Origin of the sequence: Pedobacter yonginensis (genome assembly GCF_003173595.1) — a bacterium.
GTDB classification, from domain to species: domain Bacteria; phylum Bacteroidota; class Bacteroidia; order Sphingobacteriales; family Sphingobacteriaceae; genus Pedobacter; species Pedobacter yonginense.
Window position 1 is genome coordinate 1,164,749 of record NZ_QGNZ01000001.1, and the last position, 19,851, is coordinate 1,184,599.

At 35.9% G+C, this 19,851-nt stretch carries 14 protein-coding genes; 8 read left to right on the plus strand and 6 right to left on the minus strand.

Features of this window, described 5'->3' with window-relative positions:
• Window positions 1-17: 17 nt before the first annotated feature.
• Together DHW03_RS05090 and DHW03_RS05095 are read left to right on the plus strand one after the other, a co-directional pair.
• Window positions 18-5,270: a non-ribosomal peptide synthetase gene (locus DHW03_RS05090; RefSeq protein ID WP_109924628.1), complete on the plus strand. Its 5,253-nt coding sequence runs from the start codon at window positions 18-20 to the stop codon at window positions 5,268-5,270.
• Between the two features lie 8 nt (window positions 5,271-5,278).
• Complete coding sequence (locus DHW03_RS05095; protein WP_109924629.1) at window positions 5,279-5,977, plus strand: 4'-phosphopantetheinyl transferase family protein; 699 nt, start codon at window positions 5,279-5,281, stop codon at window positions 5,975-5,977.
• Window positions 5,978-5,982: 5 nt separating this feature from the next.
• Here DHW03_RS05095 and DHW03_RS05100 read toward each other — a convergent pair whose 3' ends face one another.
• Both DHW03_RS05100 and DHW03_RS05105 read right to left on the minus strand, forming a co-directional pair.
• Window positions 5,983-7,149 (minus strand): glycosyltransferase family 2 protein, encoded by a 1,167-nt coding sequence (locus DHW03_RS05100; protein WP_109924630.1) that lies wholly within the window; start codon window positions 7,147-7,149, stop codon window positions 5,983-5,985.
• A 6-nt stretch (window positions 7,150-7,155) separates the two neighbouring features.
• On the minus strand, window positions 7,156-8,067 hold the full coding sequence (locus DHW03_RS05105) for a glycosyltransferase family 2 protein (protein WP_109924631.1): 912 nt from the start codon (window positions 8,065-8,067) through the stop codon (window positions 7,156-7,158).
• 259 nt (window positions 8,068-8,326) lie between these two features.
• Here DHW03_RS05105 and DHW03_RS05110 point away from each other — a divergent pair, with 259 nt between their 5' ends.
• The 5 genes from DHW03_RS05110 to DHW03_RS05130 all read left to right on the plus strand — a co-directional run bounded on the left by DHW03_RS05110 (window position 8,327) and on the right by DHW03_RS05130 (window position 14,466).
• Complete coding sequence (locus DHW03_RS05110; RefSeq protein ID WP_109924632.1) at window positions 8,327-10,138, plus strand: ABC transporter ATP-binding protein; 1,812 nt, start codon at window positions 8,327-8,329, stop codon at window positions 10,136-10,138.
• Window positions 10,139-10,140: 2 nt separating this feature from the next.
• Entirely contained in the window at window positions 10,141-11,328 is a 1,188-nt protein-coding gene (locus DHW03_RS05115) for a glycosyltransferase family 4 protein (RefSeq protein WP_109924633.1), read from the plus strand.
• A gap of 11 nt (window positions 11,329-11,339) precedes the next feature.
• The gene (locus tag DHW03_RS05120; RefSeq protein WP_109924634.1) at window positions 11,340-12,404 is read left to right on the plus strand and encodes a hypothetical protein; all 1,065 of its coding nucleotides are present in this window, start codon (window positions 11,340-11,342) and stop codon (window positions 12,402-12,404) included.
• Complete coding sequence (locus DHW03_RS05125; RefSeq protein ID WP_109924635.1) at window positions 12,401-13,408, plus strand: UbiA family prenyltransferase; 1,008 nt, start codon at window positions 12,401-12,403, stop codon at window positions 13,406-13,408. The genes DHW03_RS05120 and DHW03_RS05125 overlap by 4 nt, the downstream gene beginning before the upstream one ends.
• An 80-nt stretch (window positions 13,409-13,488) precedes the next feature.
• On the plus strand, window positions 13,489-14,466 hold the full coding sequence (locus DHW03_RS05130; protein WP_109924636.1) for a glycosyltransferase family 2 protein: 978 nt from the start codon (window positions 13,489-13,491) through the stop codon (window positions 14,464-14,466).
• Here the strand turns inward: DHW03_RS05130 and DHW03_RS05135 are convergent.
• Genes DHW03_RS05135 through DHW03_RS05150 form a run of 4 tightly spaced genes read right to left on the minus strand, consistent with a single transcriptional unit; the run spans window position 14,453 to window position 18,090 of the window.
• Entirely contained in the window at window positions 14,453-14,881 is a 429-nt protein-coding gene (locus tag DHW03_RS05135) for a hypothetical protein (protein WP_109924637.1), read from the minus strand. The two genes, DHW03_RS05130 and DHW03_RS05135, sit on opposite strands and share 14 nt — an antisense overlap.
• 1 nt (window position 14,882) lies before the next feature.
• Window positions 14,883-16,322 carry a GMC oxidoreductase gene (locus DHW03_RS05140; protein WP_109924638.1) on the minus strand — a complete coding sequence of 480 codons (1,440 nt, stop codon included), beginning with the start codon at window positions 16,320-16,322 and terminating at the stop codon, window positions 14,883-14,885.
• A gap of 22 nt (window positions 16,323-16,344) precedes the next feature.
• The gene (locus DHW03_RS05145) at window positions 16,345-17,388 is read right to left on the minus strand and encodes a UbiA prenyltransferase family protein (RefSeq protein WP_240618469.1); all 1,044 of its coding nucleotides are present in this window, start codon (window positions 17,386-17,388) and stop codon (window positions 16,345-16,347) included.
• 12 nt (window positions 17,389-17,400) lie between these two features.
• Window positions 17,401-18,090 (minus strand): HAD family hydrolase, encoded by a 690-nt coding sequence (locus tag DHW03_RS05150; RefSeq protein ID WP_109924639.1) that lies wholly within the window; start codon window positions 18,088-18,090, stop codon window positions 17,401-17,403.
• A 56-nt stretch (window positions 18,091-18,146) separates the two neighbouring features.
• Here DHW03_RS05150 and DHW03_RS05155 point away from each other — a divergent pair, with 56 nt between their 5' ends.
• Complete coding sequence (locus DHW03_RS05155) at window positions 18,147-19,793, plus strand: glycosyltransferase family 39 protein (RefSeq protein ID WP_109924640.1); 1,647 nt, start codon at window positions 18,147-18,149, stop codon at window positions 19,791-19,793.
• Window positions 19,794-19,851: the final 58 nt, after the last annotated feature.

Here is a 19,851-nt window from a genome sequence, read left to right on the forward strand (position 1 = left end):
AATTATAAAGAATAACCATGCAGAGTTTTATACCTGTAGATTTTAACCCATTTGGGGAAACTAAAGAAATAGAGAAAATTACCGCTGTTAACGAATCACAAAGAGAAATCTGGCTTGCGTGCGTTATTGGTGGTAATGATGCTAATTTATCTTATAACGAATCTATTTCGTTAGTGTTAAACGGACATCTCGATTTTGAAGCATTCCAAAAATCTGTTTATGATCTTGTATTACGCCATGAAGCACTTAGATCAACCATTAGCCCCAATGGCGAATCGTTAATTATCTATAAAAATTACCCTGTAGAACTGCAATTAGAGGACATTTCATCAATTGAAAATCAAGACGAATATCTTAAAAAATTCGTCAGAACGGAGATGGAAGTTCCTTTAGACCTTTATGAAGGTCCATTGTTTAAAGTATTCATTCAAAAATTAACCGATACCAAACACTATTTCACCTTAATCATCCATCATATAATCGGAGATGGCTGGTCAATAGGCATTATTATAGAAGATTTAGCAAAATTATACAACTTATACCGCGAAGGAAAGCACAATAACTTAGCAAAACCTGCCCAAATAAGTGATTATGCAATTGCGCAGCAAGAATTTCAACTTAGCCAAGAGTTTAAAGAAACTGAGGATTTTTGGCTAAACCTATATCAAGATCATACCCCACTAGTCGATCTTCCAGTCGATTTTGCACGGAAATCGCCACGTACACATAAAGGAAATAGGATTGACTATCCCATCGAGGGCGAGTTTGCCAATAGGATAAAAAATACTGGCGCTAAGGTAGGCAGTAGTTTGGTTACCACCCTACTTACAGCATTTGAGTTATTCATTTATTTTAAAACAAATAGTAAAGACATTGTAATTGGCCTACCAGCCTCCGGACAACAGTCTTCGGAACTTTGTGATTTAGTAGGCCATTGCGTAAACTTATTGCCAATCAAAAGTAAAATTGATCCACAAAAATCGTTTATCGATTATCTTAAACAACGAAAAAGCGAAGTGCTAGATGCTTACGATTTTCAGCGTTTAACTTTTGGTGAATTGATTAAAAAGTTATACATCCCAAGAGACCCATCCAGAATTACACTTGTGCCCGTCATTTTCAATATCGATATGGGCATGGATCAGGCTGTTTATTTCGAAGGACTAGATTATAAGTTAATCAGTAACCCAAGAGCTTATGAAAATTTTGAGGTCTATTTAAACATAACGGGCTCAAAAGAACATTTTGTATTAGAGTGGTCGTACAATACCGATTTATTTAAAGAAGAAACCATAAATGCTTTTAACAATGTATATTTGGATATATTAGAGGAAATCGTATCTAATCCAAACGTTATAATCAGCGATTTAAAATCTAAATTTTTACCTAATGGTGTAAGTAAAGCCTACGCTGATAAAACACCAAACATGAGCCACAATGATGGAAATCAGAATCATTTCTCCTTAAAAGATTATGATCTTGTACAATTGATTAATCAGGCTGCTGTTGATTATCCAAATAAAACCGCAATTTCTTACAACAAAACCCATCTTTCGTATAAATCTTTAAACGAAAAATCCAATCAGTTGGCAAATTTCTTAAAGCAAGAAGGTATTGGCGTTGGAGCCATTGTAGGGGTTTTAATCGATAGGTCGGTAGAAATGCTCATCTCTATAGTGGCAATAATTAAGTCTGGTGCGGCATACCTCCCTCTAGATCCTGAATATCCGCTTGAACGAATAGACTTTATGCTCCAAGATTCGGCAGCGAAAATGCTTTTGGTTTCAAGAAAACATCATGGCAAGCTTAAAGCCCATACAAAGGAACTTGCGATTGAAAATATTTTCGACAATTTAGGTCAATATTCAACCAGCCTTAGCAACGATAAGTTTGATGAACAATCCTTAGCCTACATACTATACACATCTGGTACAACAGGTAAACCAAAGGGAACTAAAATTACTCGGCTAAATATGTTAAACTTTCTACTCAGCATGAAAAACAAGCCGGGTATATCAGAAAGTGATAAAGTTTTGGCCATAACCACCATTTGTTTCGATATCTCTGGATTAGAATTGCTATTGCCCTTAATTTCTGGAGCAGAAGTCGTTATTGCCGATAATGAAGCCGTTAAGGATGGGCGGATTTTGCTCGATATTATGCAACAGGAAGGCATTACCCTAATGCAGGCCACGCCATCTACCTGGCAAATGATATTAGATTCTGGTTGGGAAAAAGCCATGCCTATTAAAGTTTTATGCGGTGGCGAAGCTTTAACAAAACAGCTTTCAATAAAATTACTTAAAAACTGTGCCCAGTTATGGAACATGTATGGCCCAACAGAAACCACAGTTTGGTCAACACTTAAGCAAATTACCGCAGAAGACGAAATCATCACTATTGGCACACCAATAAACAATACCCAAGTTTATATTCTAGATCAGCATAAAAACATTGTTGGAACCAACGAAGCAGGCGAAATATACATTGGTGGATTGGGCGTTGCGCAAGGTTATTTAAATAGAGATGAACTAACGACAGAAAAATTCATAAGCGATCCCTTTTCCACTCAAGCAAATGCAAAAATGTACGGCACGGGCGATTTGGGAAAACTAATGCCATCAGGAGAATTTATTTGCTTAGGCAGGATTGATCATCAGGTTAAAATTCGAGGTTACAGAATAGAACTGGGAGAAATTGAAGCCCGTTTAACTGAACAAGAGGGAGTTAGACAAGCTGTTGTTAACGTTCAAGAAGATAAAAATGGAGATAAAAAACTTATCGCCTATTTAACCGTCGATGCCGCGAAAGCTTCAAAGAAAGAAACCGTTTCCTGGCTAGAAAGATGGAATATTTTGTATGATGCAGGTATCAGCGCTATCCCCAAAGATGAAATTGCACCAGAGGGCAGCATCACAAAATCTATTTTAAAGCAAATCAGCAATTCTGATGAATATGATACGCATACTGAAGAATGGCTTTCCGAATCCATCAATCGAATCAAAGAAATTGGAGCCAAACGAATTGTAGAAATTGGCTGTGGAGATGGACAACTGATTTCAGAACTCTCACCACAAACAGAGCTTTACATCGCAACCGATTATTCACCTGTTGCGATAGACTACATCAACAAAAAAATAGAAGCAAACCCGAATAAGTGGAAAAACGTTTCTGCATTGGTAGCTGAAGCAAATGATTTTAGTCAGGTTAACAAGGTTTCTCCTGATCTTGTGCTGATTAATAGTGTAGTTCAATATTTTTCGAGTAGCGATTATTTGTTTGATGTTATTGCAAAGGCCGCAAACACGATCGAATCTGGCTGTATTTTTATTGGCGACGTTCAAGGTAAACATTCATTAAGGATGCACCATGCGGCCGATCAATTCTTGCATAGCTCAGATCACTTAAGCATTGCCGATTTTGAAGAAAGGATTAACAGGAGAATCGAAATTGAAGATGAGCTGATGGTAGATCCTGATTTTTTCTATCAACTTCAAAAAGAATTGCCAAAAATCAATCATGTAGAAATTCAACTTAGAAAAGGCCGTCACCTGAATGAGACAACAAAATATCATTATGATGTTTGGCTGTACGTTAATTCCAACATCGAAGTAATTGAGCCTGAAAAAACAATCGATTGGAATAGTTTATATGATTTTTCTGAATTGGAGCAAAAGCTAAGCACGCTACCATTAAAAGCCATTTTATTAAAAAACATTCCAAACTTAAGACTGAGAAGTGATTTTGAATTAATAGAACAGTTGAAATCATTATCTGAAACGGATACAGTTGGTATTCTAAGAAACAAATTAAATCATATAGAAAACGAGGGCTTAGAGCCAGATATTTTTTGGGCATTAGGAGAGAAACTGGGCTTCCAAACCCATGTAAGATGGTCTAACGATGGAACAGATGGCAATTTCGAAGCCGTATTTATTCCGAACACCAATAAAAAAATCGGGACGCCAATTCCAAGCGAGCTTTCTATTGCTGAGGATAAGCTTCAAATTAATGAAGATTCCATCAATATTATTGGCACATCTGATACCAGTGAAATCATTAAGAATTGGAAGAGCAATTTAATTTCAACCTTGCCAGAATACATGGTGCCGAGCGAGTTGGTGATTTTAAACAAAATTCCACTTTCCAAAACGGGTAAAGTAAATCGGAAGGAACTCCCTTACATCAATTTTGAATCAGTAGATCACAACACGGTATTTTCTGAAGCTGTAACCCCATCAGAAAAGTTGATATTAAAAATCTGGAAAGATATTCTCAATCTGGGAAGCATCAGCACTAAAAGTGATTTTTTTGAACTTGGCGGGCATTCCTTGTTGGCTGTAAAGGTAATGATAGCCATTGAAAAAGAAACGCAAAGACGCTTACCGCTGGCAACCCTTTTCGAAAATTCGACTATTGAGAAACTTGCGAGGATGATTGATATCGATGAGAAAGAAATTAAATGGGATTCTTTAGTAGCAATTAAAAAAACAGGTAATAAAATACCCATTTACCTCATACACGGAGGCGGATTGAATGTATTGGTATTCAGTTCATTAGGTAAATATATGCACAGTGAACAACCTGTTTATGGAATGCAAGCACTGGGATTAGATGGTAAAACTGAATTTAGATATTCTATTGAAGAACTCGCTGAACGCTATAATGCTGAAATCATTAACAATGATCCCATTGGACCGTATGCTATTGCAGGCTATTCGTATGGAGGGTTAATTGCCTATGAGATGGCAAAAAAACTACGTGAGATGGGCAAAGAAGTTAAAATGCTCGGCATTTTGGATACAAATGCAGCAGGAAGAGACTTTGAGCAAACAAAACTCCAAAAAATAGCAAAAAAGATTTTTAGACAATTTCGTAAATTAAGCTTCTTCGGCAAATCATTTTTGGTCAATCCTCGAGAAGTTTACGTATATCAGAAGAAATCAATTACCTATAAACTTAAAGTCCTATTTGGAGCGAAATCAGAAACGAAAAAAGAAGAAGTTAATTTTAAGGAAGAAATTGTTAAAAGTTACGAAACGGCCTATCAAAATTACGCAATGAAACCTTTCGACATAAAAGTAGATTTATTCAGGGTTAAGAAAAGAATTTACTTTCTGGACGACCCTATCTACCTAGGCTGGAAGGATTATGCTTTAGATGGTGTAAACATACACGAAGTGCCCGGCGATCATAAAACTTTCCTTTTCCCTCCAAACGATAAAGAATTTGCAGAAATTTTACAAAGAACATTAGATTCTAAATCCTAATTAACTTGATGGAACAAGCTTCAATTGACCCCATTAATTGGAAAGATTTTAGAGAAGAAGAAGATTTGAACATTAAAGAAACACACGTTTTCTGTGTTTCCATTGAAGCTTATTTTAACAAAATATCAAACTATAAAGCGGTTTTAAACGACGAAGAAATAGCAAAAAGTGAAAGGTATTCGCATCACCATTCAAAAATTACCTACATTACCAGCAGATATTTTGCACGGAAGATTTTGAGCCAATTCACAAATGGAGGCATTCCATCGGAGATTTGTTTTAAATCGAAAAAGAATAAAAAACCTGCTGTAGATGGAATTGAGTTTAATAGCTCCCATAGCGGCAACCTATTGCTGTTTGTAATTAATGCATCTGAAGTTGGTGTGGATATTGAATTGATGAATGAAAACTTTGATTTCAGCCCCCTTTTTGAAAATTGCTTCAACGATATTGAAATCAGTACAATAAATCAATCTGAAAATAAGATTTTAACCTTCTACCAACTTTGGACAAGAAAAGAAGCTTTGTTGAAAGCAACTGGAGAAGGCTTAGTTGATGATCTTTCGTCAATAGACTGCTTGTCAAATTCCGTTTTAAGAAATAATGCTCAATATCAAATTCAGAGTTTTATTCTGGAAGAAAACTATATCGCTTCATTAGCAATGCTCAGCAATTCGACTGTGCATGTTAATTATTGGAGATATTAGGAAATCTATTTCCTTTTTGATTTTTCCCAAGCCGCACTTTGATTTTTTTTAAGGTATCTAAAAATACCGGCAACTACTGCATAATTCATCACGCAGAAATAATATGGAATAAAAAAAGCCTTTATTTTAATGTTCCTACGCTCGAAGAAAAGCCCCAGCAAGCTGAGTAGGTAAAATGCACTTTGCGCAAGCAATAATAGCTTGTAAAACAGTAAGTTAGTTTCTGCAACGATTAGGATATTGAGTACAAAAACCAAAATAAGTAAAAACGGGGTTATTGTCCACCGCAAAACTCGGTGGGAGATGTATTGAAAGGTTAGCAAAGGGTAGTGAAAAGGATTTGCAGCTTTCTTTAATCTGAAAATAGATTGAATACCACCAGCAGCTATCCTAATTTTTCGTTTTAGCTCCTCTTTTGTATCAGCCGAGGCCGTTTCCATAGCGTAGGCTTCAGGTTCGTAAGCAATAATGTATCCATTCTCTGCAATTCGCATGGCAATCATATGATCGTCGATGATGGTGTCACTTTCAACAGGCTGGTAAAGTGCCGTTCTAATGCTAAACAATTCTCCTGCAGCACCTACGTTCGAATACAGTTCGTAGTCCCATTTTTTAAGTTTCGATTCATACTTCCAGTAAAAACCTTCACCCGCAGAGCTGGCATCCGCCTTTTCATCAACTAAAATTCGTTTTTCACCAGCTACTGCCCCAACCTTTTCATTCTGGTAGTGTTTAACCAGTTCTTTTATGGCCAATTTGTTTAAAAAGGTGTTGGCATCCGTAAAAATCATAATTTCTCCATTCGCGTACGGAATTGCACGTTTAATTGCAGCCATTTTACCAGTGCGTTCAGAACTATGTAGGAGTAAAACCTCAGAAAAGGGTTTGATGAGTTCTGGAGTGCGATCATTAGATCCGTCCGTTATAAAAACGATTTGAAGTTTATTTTTTGGGTAATCTAGCGCTAAAGTATTGTGAATTTTTTCGACAATGATCCCCTCTTCATTATAAGCTGCAATTAGCAAGGTTACCGTTGGCAGGCTTTCACTATATTTAAATTGTATCGGCTTTTTAAATATCCGCTTAATTAAAATTAGGAGGTAAAGTAAAAAGCCATAGCCCACAAACGTGTAAATAACTAAAAAGAGTGCAATCCAGAGCGCAACTATCATTTGATACTAAATTTTAAATCCTAAATTTTTACTGTTTTTTGAATGCATTACATTCCAGAAAACCCCTTGATACATCCACTTAATTAAATCTTTTCTTCCTTTGGATAGGTAAGCGAGTGCATCCCTGCTGCAAACCAATAAAACAAAGTAAATGCTGAATAATGTGGTGTTTAGGAAGCCTGTATTTCTTCTTATAAAAAGCATCCTATTGCGAGTCATAAAATAAGTCTTAATCTTACTTTCCTTACCTACGCTTATAGATTCTTTATGATAAATTTTGGTTTTACCTGTAAACCAGATTTTTTTACCCTGCTTTTTAAATTTTTCGCACCAATCCAACTCCTCATAGTATAGAAAAAACTCTTCAGCCATTAAGCCTACAGTTTCCAAGTCAGCCTTTCTACACATCATGGCAGCACCATGGCAATAGCCGGTTTCTCTGCTGTCTTTATCGTATTGACCACTATCAATTTGCATATTGCCAATCCCTTCATTTCTGCAAGTGAGGTAGTTCATTTCTGTAAAACCCGCATATTGAATTGTTTTGGGCTGATCGAAATATAAAATCAAAGGGGAAATTAAACCAATTGACGGATTGGCCTCCATCTCGCTCACTAAAACTTCAACCAAATTTGGTGTAATTTCTGTATCGTTGTTAAGCAATAAAAGATATTTTCCTGTAGCAGCTTGAATGCCTAAATTATTGCCACCAGCAAAGCCTAAATTCCGATCCGACCGGATGTAAACCAATTCTGGATATATACTTTTGTATTCGGCTTCATGCTCTATCGCACTCCCGTTATCAACAAAAATAAGCTCAATGGGATAATTAGGATTGGATAATTTAATCGATTTTAGGAAATCGATGTTCACCTGATGTTGATTGAAATTAACTGTAATAATGGAAACGGGGATCATTTACCGTAAAAGTAAGGAATCTATGTTACAATTTCATAAAAGGAATATGATGATGAAGAAAATACAATAGATATAATAGGAAAATTGTACTGAAAGACAATCTAGGTGTATAATTGAGCCAAACAGGCCATCATACCGCTAAAGTTTACTTACATTCTTACTTTTTGATTTTTTTTAAGACTAAAATATTTACCTTTATAGGGTTGCATTTTTGTTAACAAGATCCCCCTATTGTATTATATTGTATCGCGAATTCTAAATGATTAACATTTTTACTGAAAAAGTTAAAAAGCTAACAACCAATCTTAATCTAAAAAAAACATTTCTTTTAGTTTTAAAAGCTTCAAAAGGTTGGCTTTTTCTTTCGGTGATGATGATTTTTACCGAAACAATTTTATTTTTAGGATCTATTTATGCCCTCAAAATTCTCGTTGATAAAATATCTCATGTCAACCTCGCAGATAAAAATTCTGAAAGTGATGTTATAAAATATGTATTAATTGCCGCTTTACTAGCTGTGGGCTATGCCATTGCCAAGGCAATATCAGCTTATATTACAGAGGTGCAGGCAACAAAAGTTGCGCATTACATCGATGAAAAGATACATCTAACAGCCATATCATTAGATCTTTCTTATTTTGAAAGTCCAGATTATTACGATGTTTTAAGTAGAGCGAAAGAAGCAGGTTCCGATCGGCCAAACTTGGTGATTACAACCATGCTGGAAATTGCTAAGAATATTTTAAACCTAGCCGCAGTTGGCTCACTCATCTTCACCATTAACTGGCTACTTTTACCCCTCTTAGTGGCTTTTGTGCTGCCTACGCTCTTTGTTCGGATCTTTTTTTCCAACAAGCAAAATATATGGAGAATTAAACACACCCCTTTAGAAAGAAAATCTGCCTATTTAAGTAATTTGCTTACATCTGATGTATCTGCCAAAGAAATAAGGGCTTTTGGTTTAGGCAATTACCTCAACAATCTGTATAAAAAAATTCGGGTCGAGGTTTTCCAGCAAAATCTCAAACTATCTTATAAAAGAACGTTGAGTGAAACGGTAACTACATCAATGGCGAGTATGGGTTTCTTCGCTTGCATTGGCTACATTGCCGTTGGCACCGTAAGAGGAACAACGAGCGTAGGTGATATTGTACTGTTCTTGGTTATCTTCCCTCAGTCGTTCACGCTCATTCAAAATATTTCTTCAGGCATCTCAATTCTATATCATAACAATATTTTCATCAACAGCATATTCGAATTGTTTAATTTGAAGGCTGAAGAATCCGAAGCCACTAATTTTAAATCCATTTCTAAAAACATCGATCTTGATTTAGAATTTAAAAATGTATCGTTTACTTACCCGCATGCCGCCAAGGCAACATTAACCAATATCAATTTAAAAATTCCATCAGGCAAAATTATTGCCATCGTTGGACTAAACGGCGCCGGAAAATCGACCTTGATTAAACTTTTATGCAAGTTATACAAGCCAAATTTGGGTGAGATAACACTCGGAGAAGTGAATATTAATGAACTTGATGAATCGGACTACCGAAATCAGATCAGCCCTGTATTCCAGGACTTTTCAAAGTACAATGTTAGCGTAGAAGATAATATTCGCTTTGGTAACATATCCAAACCTTTTGCAGAAGAGGATGTTATCGATGCTGCTAAAAAATCTGGTGCGCACAATTTTATAACGCAATTCCCGAATCAGTATAAAACAATGATGGGCCGTTTGTTCGAAGACGGTCATGAAGTGAGTATCGGACAATGGCAAAAATTAGCAATTGCTAGAGCATTATTTAGTTCGGCTCGAATATTAATTTTTGATGAAGCAACAAGTGCCTTGGATGCGGTTGCAGAAAAAGAGCTTTATGATTCGTTCCGAAAAAGAATCGATAATAGAAGTGCCGTTATCATAAGCCACAGGCACTCAGCCATAAAACATGCTGATTACATTTATGTACTTTCTGGCGGCAAAATATTGCAACATGGAACCGATACCGAATTATTAAATATGGAAGGTGATTATGCCAAACTTTTTAAAACACCTAATTCATCAACTTAATTATGGTTGCACACAAAAAGAAATTAGCAATAATTACCTGTTGTCTTGATGATTGGGGCGGAAGCGAAGAACTTTGGGCTAAAAGTGTTCCGGAGCTTTTAAAGCATGGCCTTTCTGACATTACGATTTATAAAAACGAAATCAACAAGCAACACCCTGAGTTTATAAAATTAACGGACACCAATATTCATTTGAAAGAATTATGGCCTCAAAACAGCTTGGCCAGAACTGTTTATTTAAAACTCACAGATTTGATTTACCAGTTTGGCGCGAAATTGAAAATCACTCCCTATCAGCCAAATCGAGTTGCAAGCCAATTGGCTAAATTTTTAAGAAAAAACAGACCAGATTTTGCGGTCATTTCTCAAGGGATAAATTTCGATGGCTTAGCATTCGCTTATGAGTGCCTGAAATTAAAAATACCTTATATCATCGTTTGCCATAAAGCGGTTGATTTTTATTGGCCGGATCAAAGAGATCGAGATTTCATGCGTGAAACGCTTTTAAAAGCTGCGAAATGTCTTTTCGTTTCAAAACATAATCTCAAGTTAACAGAGGAGCAATTCGGAATTAGACTTCCAAATAGCAGCGTAGTAATCAATCCCGTTAAGGTAGAAGTACATCCCCAACCCTATCCAGAGGTGTCAAATGGATTTAAACTCGCCTGCATTGGTCGTTTATTTGTAATTGATAAAGGACAGGATGTGTTATTGAGGATATTAGATCAGCCAAAGTGGAGAGCTAGAAATATTTCTGTTTCATTTATAGGAAAGGGACCAGATCAAGAGGGCATTATGGAAATGGCAAAACTCTTAAATGTTCAGAACATTTCTTTTGGAGGATTTAATGGCGATCTAAATGAAATATGGAAACATCATCACGCTTTAATTTTACCCTCTAGAAGTGAAGGTTTGCCCCTTACAATAATCGAAGCGATGTCTTTAGGTAGAGTTTCAATTGTTACCAATGCTGGAGGAAATGCTGAAGTACTAGAGGAAGGTGAAACTGGATTTATTGGTGAATGCAATGAAAAGGATTTTGAAGAAGCGATGGAAAGAGCCTGGCAAAAACGAGATGGCTGGGAATTGATGGGGAAAAAATCGGCAGAATATATCCGTAAAACAATCCCCAAGAAACCAGAGAAAATATTTGCCGATTTAATTAACGAAGCCATAAAAGCAACTGATTAAAAAATAAATCAATGGAAAGGAAAGGTGAAGATTTGCTGGGTAAAATTGACAATGCGATTGATAAAGGTGTAGATTATCTCTACGAGCATCAATTTCCAAATGGTGAATTTTGTTGCTATTACGCACCTGATGACGAAATGCTGGAATGGTGTGTTCCTGATAGTACGGTATTCCCAACATCAATTATTGCCTGTTGCCTTTTAGGCATTAAGGAGTTGCCCAAGGTGAGTAAAATGTTGAGCTTAACCACCGGTTTTTTACAATATCAAATGATGGGTGGTGGCGTTTGGAATTACTTCACTAAGTGGAATCCTCTATTTAAATATATGCCTGCAGATTTAGATGATACTGCAATTGCTTCTTATTTTTTAAGGGCCTTGGAAATCGATTTTCCAGAAAACTCCAAGATATTTTATGGCAGTAGAAACAGGAAAGGATTATTTTATACCTGGATCGTTTTAAGGCCAACATTTAACAAGGATTTAAATTTCTGGAAGATAACTGGAAGAGAACTTAAACGGCCCATACACTCTTCAGCATTTTGGCTTAAGTATGAGGTTGGGCGAAATGATATTGACGCCGTAGTCAACGCAAACACATTATTCTATCTCGGTTTAAATGAAAAAACTAAACCAATTATCAATTATTTGATAGGAATACTTACCGAGAATAAAGAAGCTCATAGCGACAAATGGTACAAAAATCCTTTTTCAATTTATTATTTTGTATCTAGAAATTATCCTAACGTTCAACAATTAGAGCCAGTTAAAGAAATGATTGTTGATCGGATCTATAAGCAAATAGATGCAAATGGTATGTTCGGCACCTGCGCATTTGAAAATGCGCTCGCAATATTAACCTTAATTAATCTGAGGCATACAGATTTTCAATTGGAAATTGCTGTGAATCAGCTGCTAAACATACAATCGGAAACAGGATGTTGGAAAAGGCACATCTTTTTTTATGCCGGGCCTTCCAAAACGGTAGGTTGGGGATCGGAGGAAATCATCACCGCCTTTTGTATCGAAGCGCTCGTAAGTTACAAAAAGGCCCTTTTAATTAAACCAAAGGCATGAAACTACTGAAGTTTACGCGGTATGGAGAATGGTGGGAATACAAACTGGTACCCTTACTATTTGTGGGTTATGCCACATCAATGCTTAATAATTATTCTTTAGAAACAGTTGGCCTACGTATTCTTTTTTTATTGGGAGCAATTGTAACAGGAGCCATTTACGTAAGCGTAGTAAACGATGTAACTGATATTAAGGAAGATGCAATAGCCTGCAAGAAAAACAGAATGGCAAATCTTAAACCGATTTGGCGTGGTGTAATTTTAGCAACCTGCCTTGTGATGGGAGCGGTTTTTGGCTATTTTATTTATCCAGATCTGATCTCGCTAACATTCTATATTCTTGCTTACGTCGTGTTTACCCTATATTCTGTTCCACCTATTAGGTTAAAAAAGAGAGGTTTTTTCGGACCGATGTGCGATGCAATGGGCGCCCACTTTTTCCCATCATTGCTGATGACAACAAACCTGTTTTTTTGGTGCAAAACTGAACTCAATATGATCTGGATTTTTGCAATTGGAACTTGGTCATTATTTTATGGATTACGTGGGATTTTATGGCATCAATATTTCGATCGGGAAAACGACATATTATCCAATACCAAAACCTTTGCAGTATCTATTGAACCAAAACGTTTTAAGACATGGGAAAGATTTATTTTAATATTTGAAATTGCAGGACTGAGTGCAATCATATACTATATTTTTAATATTTGGATTTTTTTAGCCATCCTGTCTTATTTTACCCTAGTTTTTATCAGAAGATTAGCATTCAAGTACAAAATTTGTATTATTATTTGTCCAGTTTCTGCGCCATATGAGTTAATAATGAACGATTTTTATTTAGTTTTCGCACCAATTTCGTTGCTTTTAGCGCAGGCTGTAACTAAGCCTTATGGTTGGCTCATTTTTTGCATACATCTTCTTTTATTCCACCAGAAAATAATTACTATACTACAAGATTTACGTTATTTTTTTACAATCATCAGTAAAAAAGTGCCCCTTTGATAATTGACATCAACAATACAAGATAGAAACCCCAATAATTTTATAAATACTAAAGAGCATCCACACTTTCATCTTCCCTAATGATTAAGCCATCCAATTTAGTTACCGTTATTATTGCCACATACAACAGAGCCGATAAGTTACCTGATGCCATAGAAAGTGTTCTTAACCAAACTTATCAATTCGTTCAAATTTTAGTGATAGATGATGGCTCTACTGATAATACAGTAGAAATTTTAAAAAAGTACCCAAGCATTGAATATCATTATAAAGAAAATGGCGGACAGGCATCTGCAAGGAATGTCGGTTTTAAATACGCTAAAGGATCGATTATTGCAACGCTCGATTCTGATGACATCTGGTACCCTGATTTTTTAACACGCTCTGTAGAAAAACTCGAAAGCGAAAATCTTGACTTTGTTTTCACCAACTGGGATCAGCAAACGATTGATGGAAAGGTTATTGATTTTTTAATGAATGATGATGCGCTAATTCCTTACAACAACAGGGTTAAAAATGATTGGATAAACTTGGAAAGCGATGAACTCAGAGCACTTTATATAGATACCTGCCCAGCCCCTTCTTCTTCGGTAATTATGAGAAAATCATCGATAATATCGGGATGGGATGAAAGGATACATATTGGAGATGATTGGTGCCTATATCTCGAAACCATTTTATCAAAAGAAGCCAGGGTTGCTTATACATTGGATAGGCTTTGGTTAAAAAGATTAGATGAAATAAACGTGTACGACGGACGCAAGAGAAGCGAAATACTTGAATTTCTCTACATTGCTGACCTAGAAATTAAAATAGAAAAATTCAAAGACGTTCTTCGAAAAAATGAACTGCGAATTTTTCAAAAACGGTATATGTTGAGCTTGGTAGAGCTTGCAAAACATAATCTCCTTCGCGAATTTGAATTTGCCCATGCCATTAAGTTATTAAGAAGATCATTCAAATTGGATATTGCTTATACCTTTAGGGCGATGCCAATCATTTTTATGAAATCGTTCAGAACCAAAATATTAGATAAGCTTAAAACTAACCGTTCTTAATTTCTGATGGCGGATGCAAAGTATAAGCGAAAGGATTGGGTACGGGACTTTTATAAGGACTATACAAACCCAAATATTTGACCATCTTACTTTCATCCATTTTATTTATAAAAAAATCGCTCGAGAGTAAATAATATTTAATCAATTCTAAAATTTGATCTGATTTTTGCCAACCCACATGCAAATAGTACATGGCCTTCCATTTTACGCGCTCTAGTAAATTATTCGTCTGTGTAAAATACTCGTCAACATATTTTACAACACTCCCTGGCTCCAAGATCAAATAATCTAACTCTCTTTCTATAAACAATACCGCATATTTTTTAACAGAATTAGAAACAAAAAAAACCGACGATGGGATTGCCACTCCCCCAATGGCAACACCAGTTAAAATTAAAAACTTCCTTCTATCCATGTTAAAATACTTTATCGGCAGCAAATAGCGACATTGCAGAAAGCGTTAGCGTAGGGTTAGAAGCACTATAGGTTGTAAATGCTCCAGCCCCTAAAACAAATAAATTTCTATACTGATGATGAATCATGTATTTATCAACAACACCCAACTTAGGGTCTGCGCTCATTCTTGTTCCGCCAATGATATGCCCTTCGTTTGGAAAAGGATCTAGAAACTTTAGTTTTTCTACCGGCAAACAAGATAAAATATCTGGAAGTTTCTGCTTCATATTATCTAACGCTTTGAATGTATAGTCTGATCTTTTTGTATGAAACACGTCTGGCACAAATTTATTTGCTGTGTGTTTCACATAATTATCATCAAGTGGTATATCTTCAAACAACAAACGGAAGCTCGCAATATTTAAATACTTACCCCTTTCTAGCCGAATGTAATATGGTGCATTACTAACTTCCATCAAACAGGCTGCAAAATCTTTTCTGTGATCACCATCATAAAGCATATAGCCATTTGCATTTACCCATGTGCTTCCTCCAGCGTTACTCATGTTATCTAAATAGATTAGTACCTGTACCCCCAATTGCTCTCCAACCCCTTTACCCACAAATGGATTTTGATCTCCTGCATTTTGTAAAATATTAGTGTTAAAAAACGGATTGGCACCTAGCACAATAACCTCTCCTCCAATGCTTTGCTCTTTTCCTTCTTGTTTGAAGTACACCTTTTTCACCATGTCTCCTACGAATTCCAAACTGTAAACTTGCGCACCATAAACCAACTCTACACGCTCATCTTCATAAACACCCAGATTAGAATTTTCAATCGTAAATTTTGCGTTAACGGGGCACGTATCACAAGTGCTAGAGGTCATGCATCTGTTTCTTCCAACAGTGCTTCTGCTTGCTCTGGCTGTGGGTTGACTGATGTACTGATTGCCGTATTTTCTATGGAGTATTTTATCCACTACACTAAATTCATGGGCAGGCAGCGGGTATTTGCCGACTCTTGGAAATGGAGTGCCTTCGGGTCCAGAAACGTGCATTAAATCTTCTGCTTCGTAATAGTAAGCATCTAAATCATCATAATCAATAGGCCAATCTTCCCCAATGCCGTAAAGGGTTTTCATTTTGAAATCGTTGGGCATAAACCGAGGTGTACAGCCCCACCAACAGTTAGAGCATCCACCTAAGCCCGTTGTAAAAGGCCATTTTTTATAGGTGCTGTGGTTGTTTATGGCCTTTTCCCAAGGTTCCTCGTATTTTTGATAATCGGTAGGCTCTTTCCTTTTAGCCTTTAATCGCTCCTCATGCGGATAGAAATGCCCGCGTTCTAAAACAAGAATTTTTTGATCAGGTTTGGCCTTTGACAGATACTTTTTTAAGAAAAAACTCGATGCAAAACCTGTACCTACTACAACTAAGTCATAATGTGCTCTTTTCATCTACATTTCAATTCCTTGTTCCTTAATAATTGTTTGCATTTTTCAAAAACCAATGTAGCCAAGGTATGTCGATAAACATCAATCCACATAACAACATGGTAAAAAGCACTAAATACAACATAAACCACTTTCTGGTGTACAATTTCTCAGAACCCTGTACGGGCGAGTCATTAAGCAATCCAATGCGCAAATACCAAGAAAATAACAACGCAAAGAATGGGAAACTAACCAAGAGCTCTATTCTATCTTTTACCAAAAATATCCCCATAAAAAAGGCACAGGTTATTGCATAAAAGAACATAGATACCAAGAGGCTATTTTCTGTATAAATTTTGAAAGATTTACGATACAATCCCGCAACATGTGGATTATCAATTAGTCTAAACTCTGCAAAGCGCTTAGTAGCCATCAAAAATGCCCCGCCCATCCAATAGGCTATAATGATGCTCACCGGTGGAAAGGTATTAATCCAATTCAAATCCCATTTGCTATTGGGGATGCCCAAGGCAGGGCTAAATATAAACCAGCCTGCAGCAAACCGAATGGGATTGTTAACTGACTCACTTAAAACATCTAAAAAAACACGATCCTTGCTTCTAAAAGGTTTTACATTATAAATAATCCCCATGATCAATAAGAAGGAGGCCGTAAAAAGGAATTTAGAGGAAACGAAATATGCTAACAAAATGCCGATAACGGCTAATACTAAATATTCGCTATATAGTATTTTCGGGTTGATGATCGTAATTACGGATGAACGCGTATTCTTTAAAGGATGGTATTTGTCAAACCCAGCATCTAAATATTCGTTAATTACATAGTTAGCAGAGGCAATTAGGCATATACTGGCTAACCCAATAACAATTTTTACTACTAACTCTAATGAAAATGGCGTGTGAAAAATAGACAAGGCAAACAGCATTCCCGGAAACATAAAAAGATTTTTAATCCAATTATCTGGACGAGCAATTGCTACGTACTCTTTTACCGATGCTGGGCGCATTTCTGTCGCATCTGATTCGTCAGACGAAAAGGAATCGTCTGGCAATGTAAATTGATCTGTCATAATAGGGATGGCCTAACTTTCGTTAAGCAGGTTATTTGAGAGTGATTTGTAAAGGTTTATTTTGGCTTGTTGTTTAGTTATAATTAAATATGGAACTCCTGCACGCTTCGCACACTCCCCATCCAGTTCCACCCTGTCTCCGATAAAAAGACAAGAATTTTTATCTTCAATGCTAAATTTAGTTAAAATTTTTATCAATCCATTTGGCAAAGGCTTCATTGCGTTTACAGATTGATCGGTTGAGGCAACACTCAAATCAACATTTAAGTTCATTGCCTTCAATTTCAGTTCTGCATCATAGTCAGAATATACTGCAATCCTGATGTGTTGATTTCTCAAAGATTGAAAAAAAAAATCCAAATCAGGGTATTTACAACTGGCCAGATATTGATTTGGATAATCGAATATCCACTTATCCACTACCTTTTTTATTCTACTTAAAGGAAGATTAACCTGCTCTTTGCACCACTCATACTGCAATTGATTAAGGTTATCTCCAAAAAAGCCCGCTTTCTTTTCTCTTTCTGCCCTAAAATGATGTAAAATTAAAAAATCTTTATATCTCCAAGGTCTAAAAAAATAATAACCCAAAAGCGCAAATAACATGCGCCACCTTAATTTGGATTGATCGTAAAGCGTTCCATCAACGTCAAAAATAACAAGTTTAATTTTTCGCCAATCTATACTATTTTCGGTCATCATTTATGAACGTAAAATTATTAAAAAATCCGATATTGCGAATCTTTATCACCCTATAAATGAATATATTGAACATTAACGATTTCTCCTTCAATACCAAGAAACAAAATACGCTATTGTTTGCGATTTTACTTTTGGGCATTGGTATTCGATTTTTTCATTTTTTCGATAATCGATCTTTATGGATGGATGAGGTGTATCTATCTACGAGTATCGTTAAGTTAAACTTACATGATTTAATTACGCAACCTTTATATTATCAGCAAAAAGCACCCATCGGATTTTTAATTTTAGTAAAGCTTTGCACTTCTCTATTTGGCAACAATGAGATGGCATTAAGAACTATACCATTGCTTTCCGGCCTCCTATCTCTATTGTTTTTTATTCCAGTAAGCAAATTTTATTTAAACAATCGCGCTTCCCTTCTTGCCCTTGCCATTTTAAGCTTGTCGCCAGCGCTCATCTATCATTCTGTAGAGATTAAGCAATATTCTACCGAACTGTTGGGAACGGTACTTTGCCTTTGGTTGATGATTAAATTTAGAGAGCGAACACAAAAAAAATCGATTTTCTTATGGGGACTTTATGGGGCTTGCATCATTTGGTTTTCTTATTCTTCTATTTTTATTCTCGCTGGTATCGGCATTGGCCTATCTATAAAATATCTTCTACAGAAAAATTGGAATCTGTTCCTCCTTAATCTCATTCCTTCATTTATTTGGATTTTAAGTTTTGGCTTAAACTACCTTCTTTTTACACATAAACACGCCGAATCTGAGTGGATTGCATATTGGTTTAGAGCTTATGATAATTTTATGCCATTTCCACCCAATTCTATATCAGATTTAAAATGGTTTCTGATGAACTTTTACAGAATGATTGATTATCCATTAGGCCTACTGTGGAATTTCAATAGTCTATCTAAGCATCAAATTGTTAATGTAATCCTAAAAATGCCTTTTTTACCCATTGCGTTTTTGATATTGGGCTTCTTCGTTTTTTTTAAAAAGAATAAATATGACATCATTATCCTAAGTATTGCCATTTTATTAATGTTTTTAGCGTCGGGCCTTGAACTTTACCCCCTAACTGAACGCTTCTGGGTATTCATATCACCCCTATTCATCATTATTTTAGCCAAGGGCTTTGAAGCATTTACCAATCGATACCAGGCCAAAACCTTAATTACAGCCCTCTTTTGCTTAATTTTAGTTGGCCCTGTAAGTCAATCTTTTGCATTCACCATTAACCCAGATCTGTTCTATATACACAAAAAGTCTTATCAAAGGGAGGCCTTATTTTACATAAACAATCATTATGAGAAAGGTGATGCAGTATATGTGTATTGGAACAACTTACCTGGTTACAAACTCTACAAAGAAATGTATTCCTTTAAGTTTAAGGCTATAGAAGGGCACGATTTTAGAAATAAATCGGGAGATTTTGATGGATACTTAGAAAATCTGAAACCAGACTTCGAAAAATTTGCCGCCAATCCGCGGGTTTGGATTGTTTTTAACACCCATTTTTTAACAGATATTGGCGATAAAATAGACGAACCAAAATGGTATTATAATCGAAAGGATGCTGCGCAGACTATTTTACTCCGTAGGTTTTCTAAAAATTACTTCGTTATCAAAAAATTTTCCAAAAAAGATTTAAGCATCTATCTTATGATACCAAAAATTTCAGTTAAATCACTATAATTGCAAAACTACTTATTATATCTATTTAGAAATTTAGATAAATAATTTAGCTAAATCC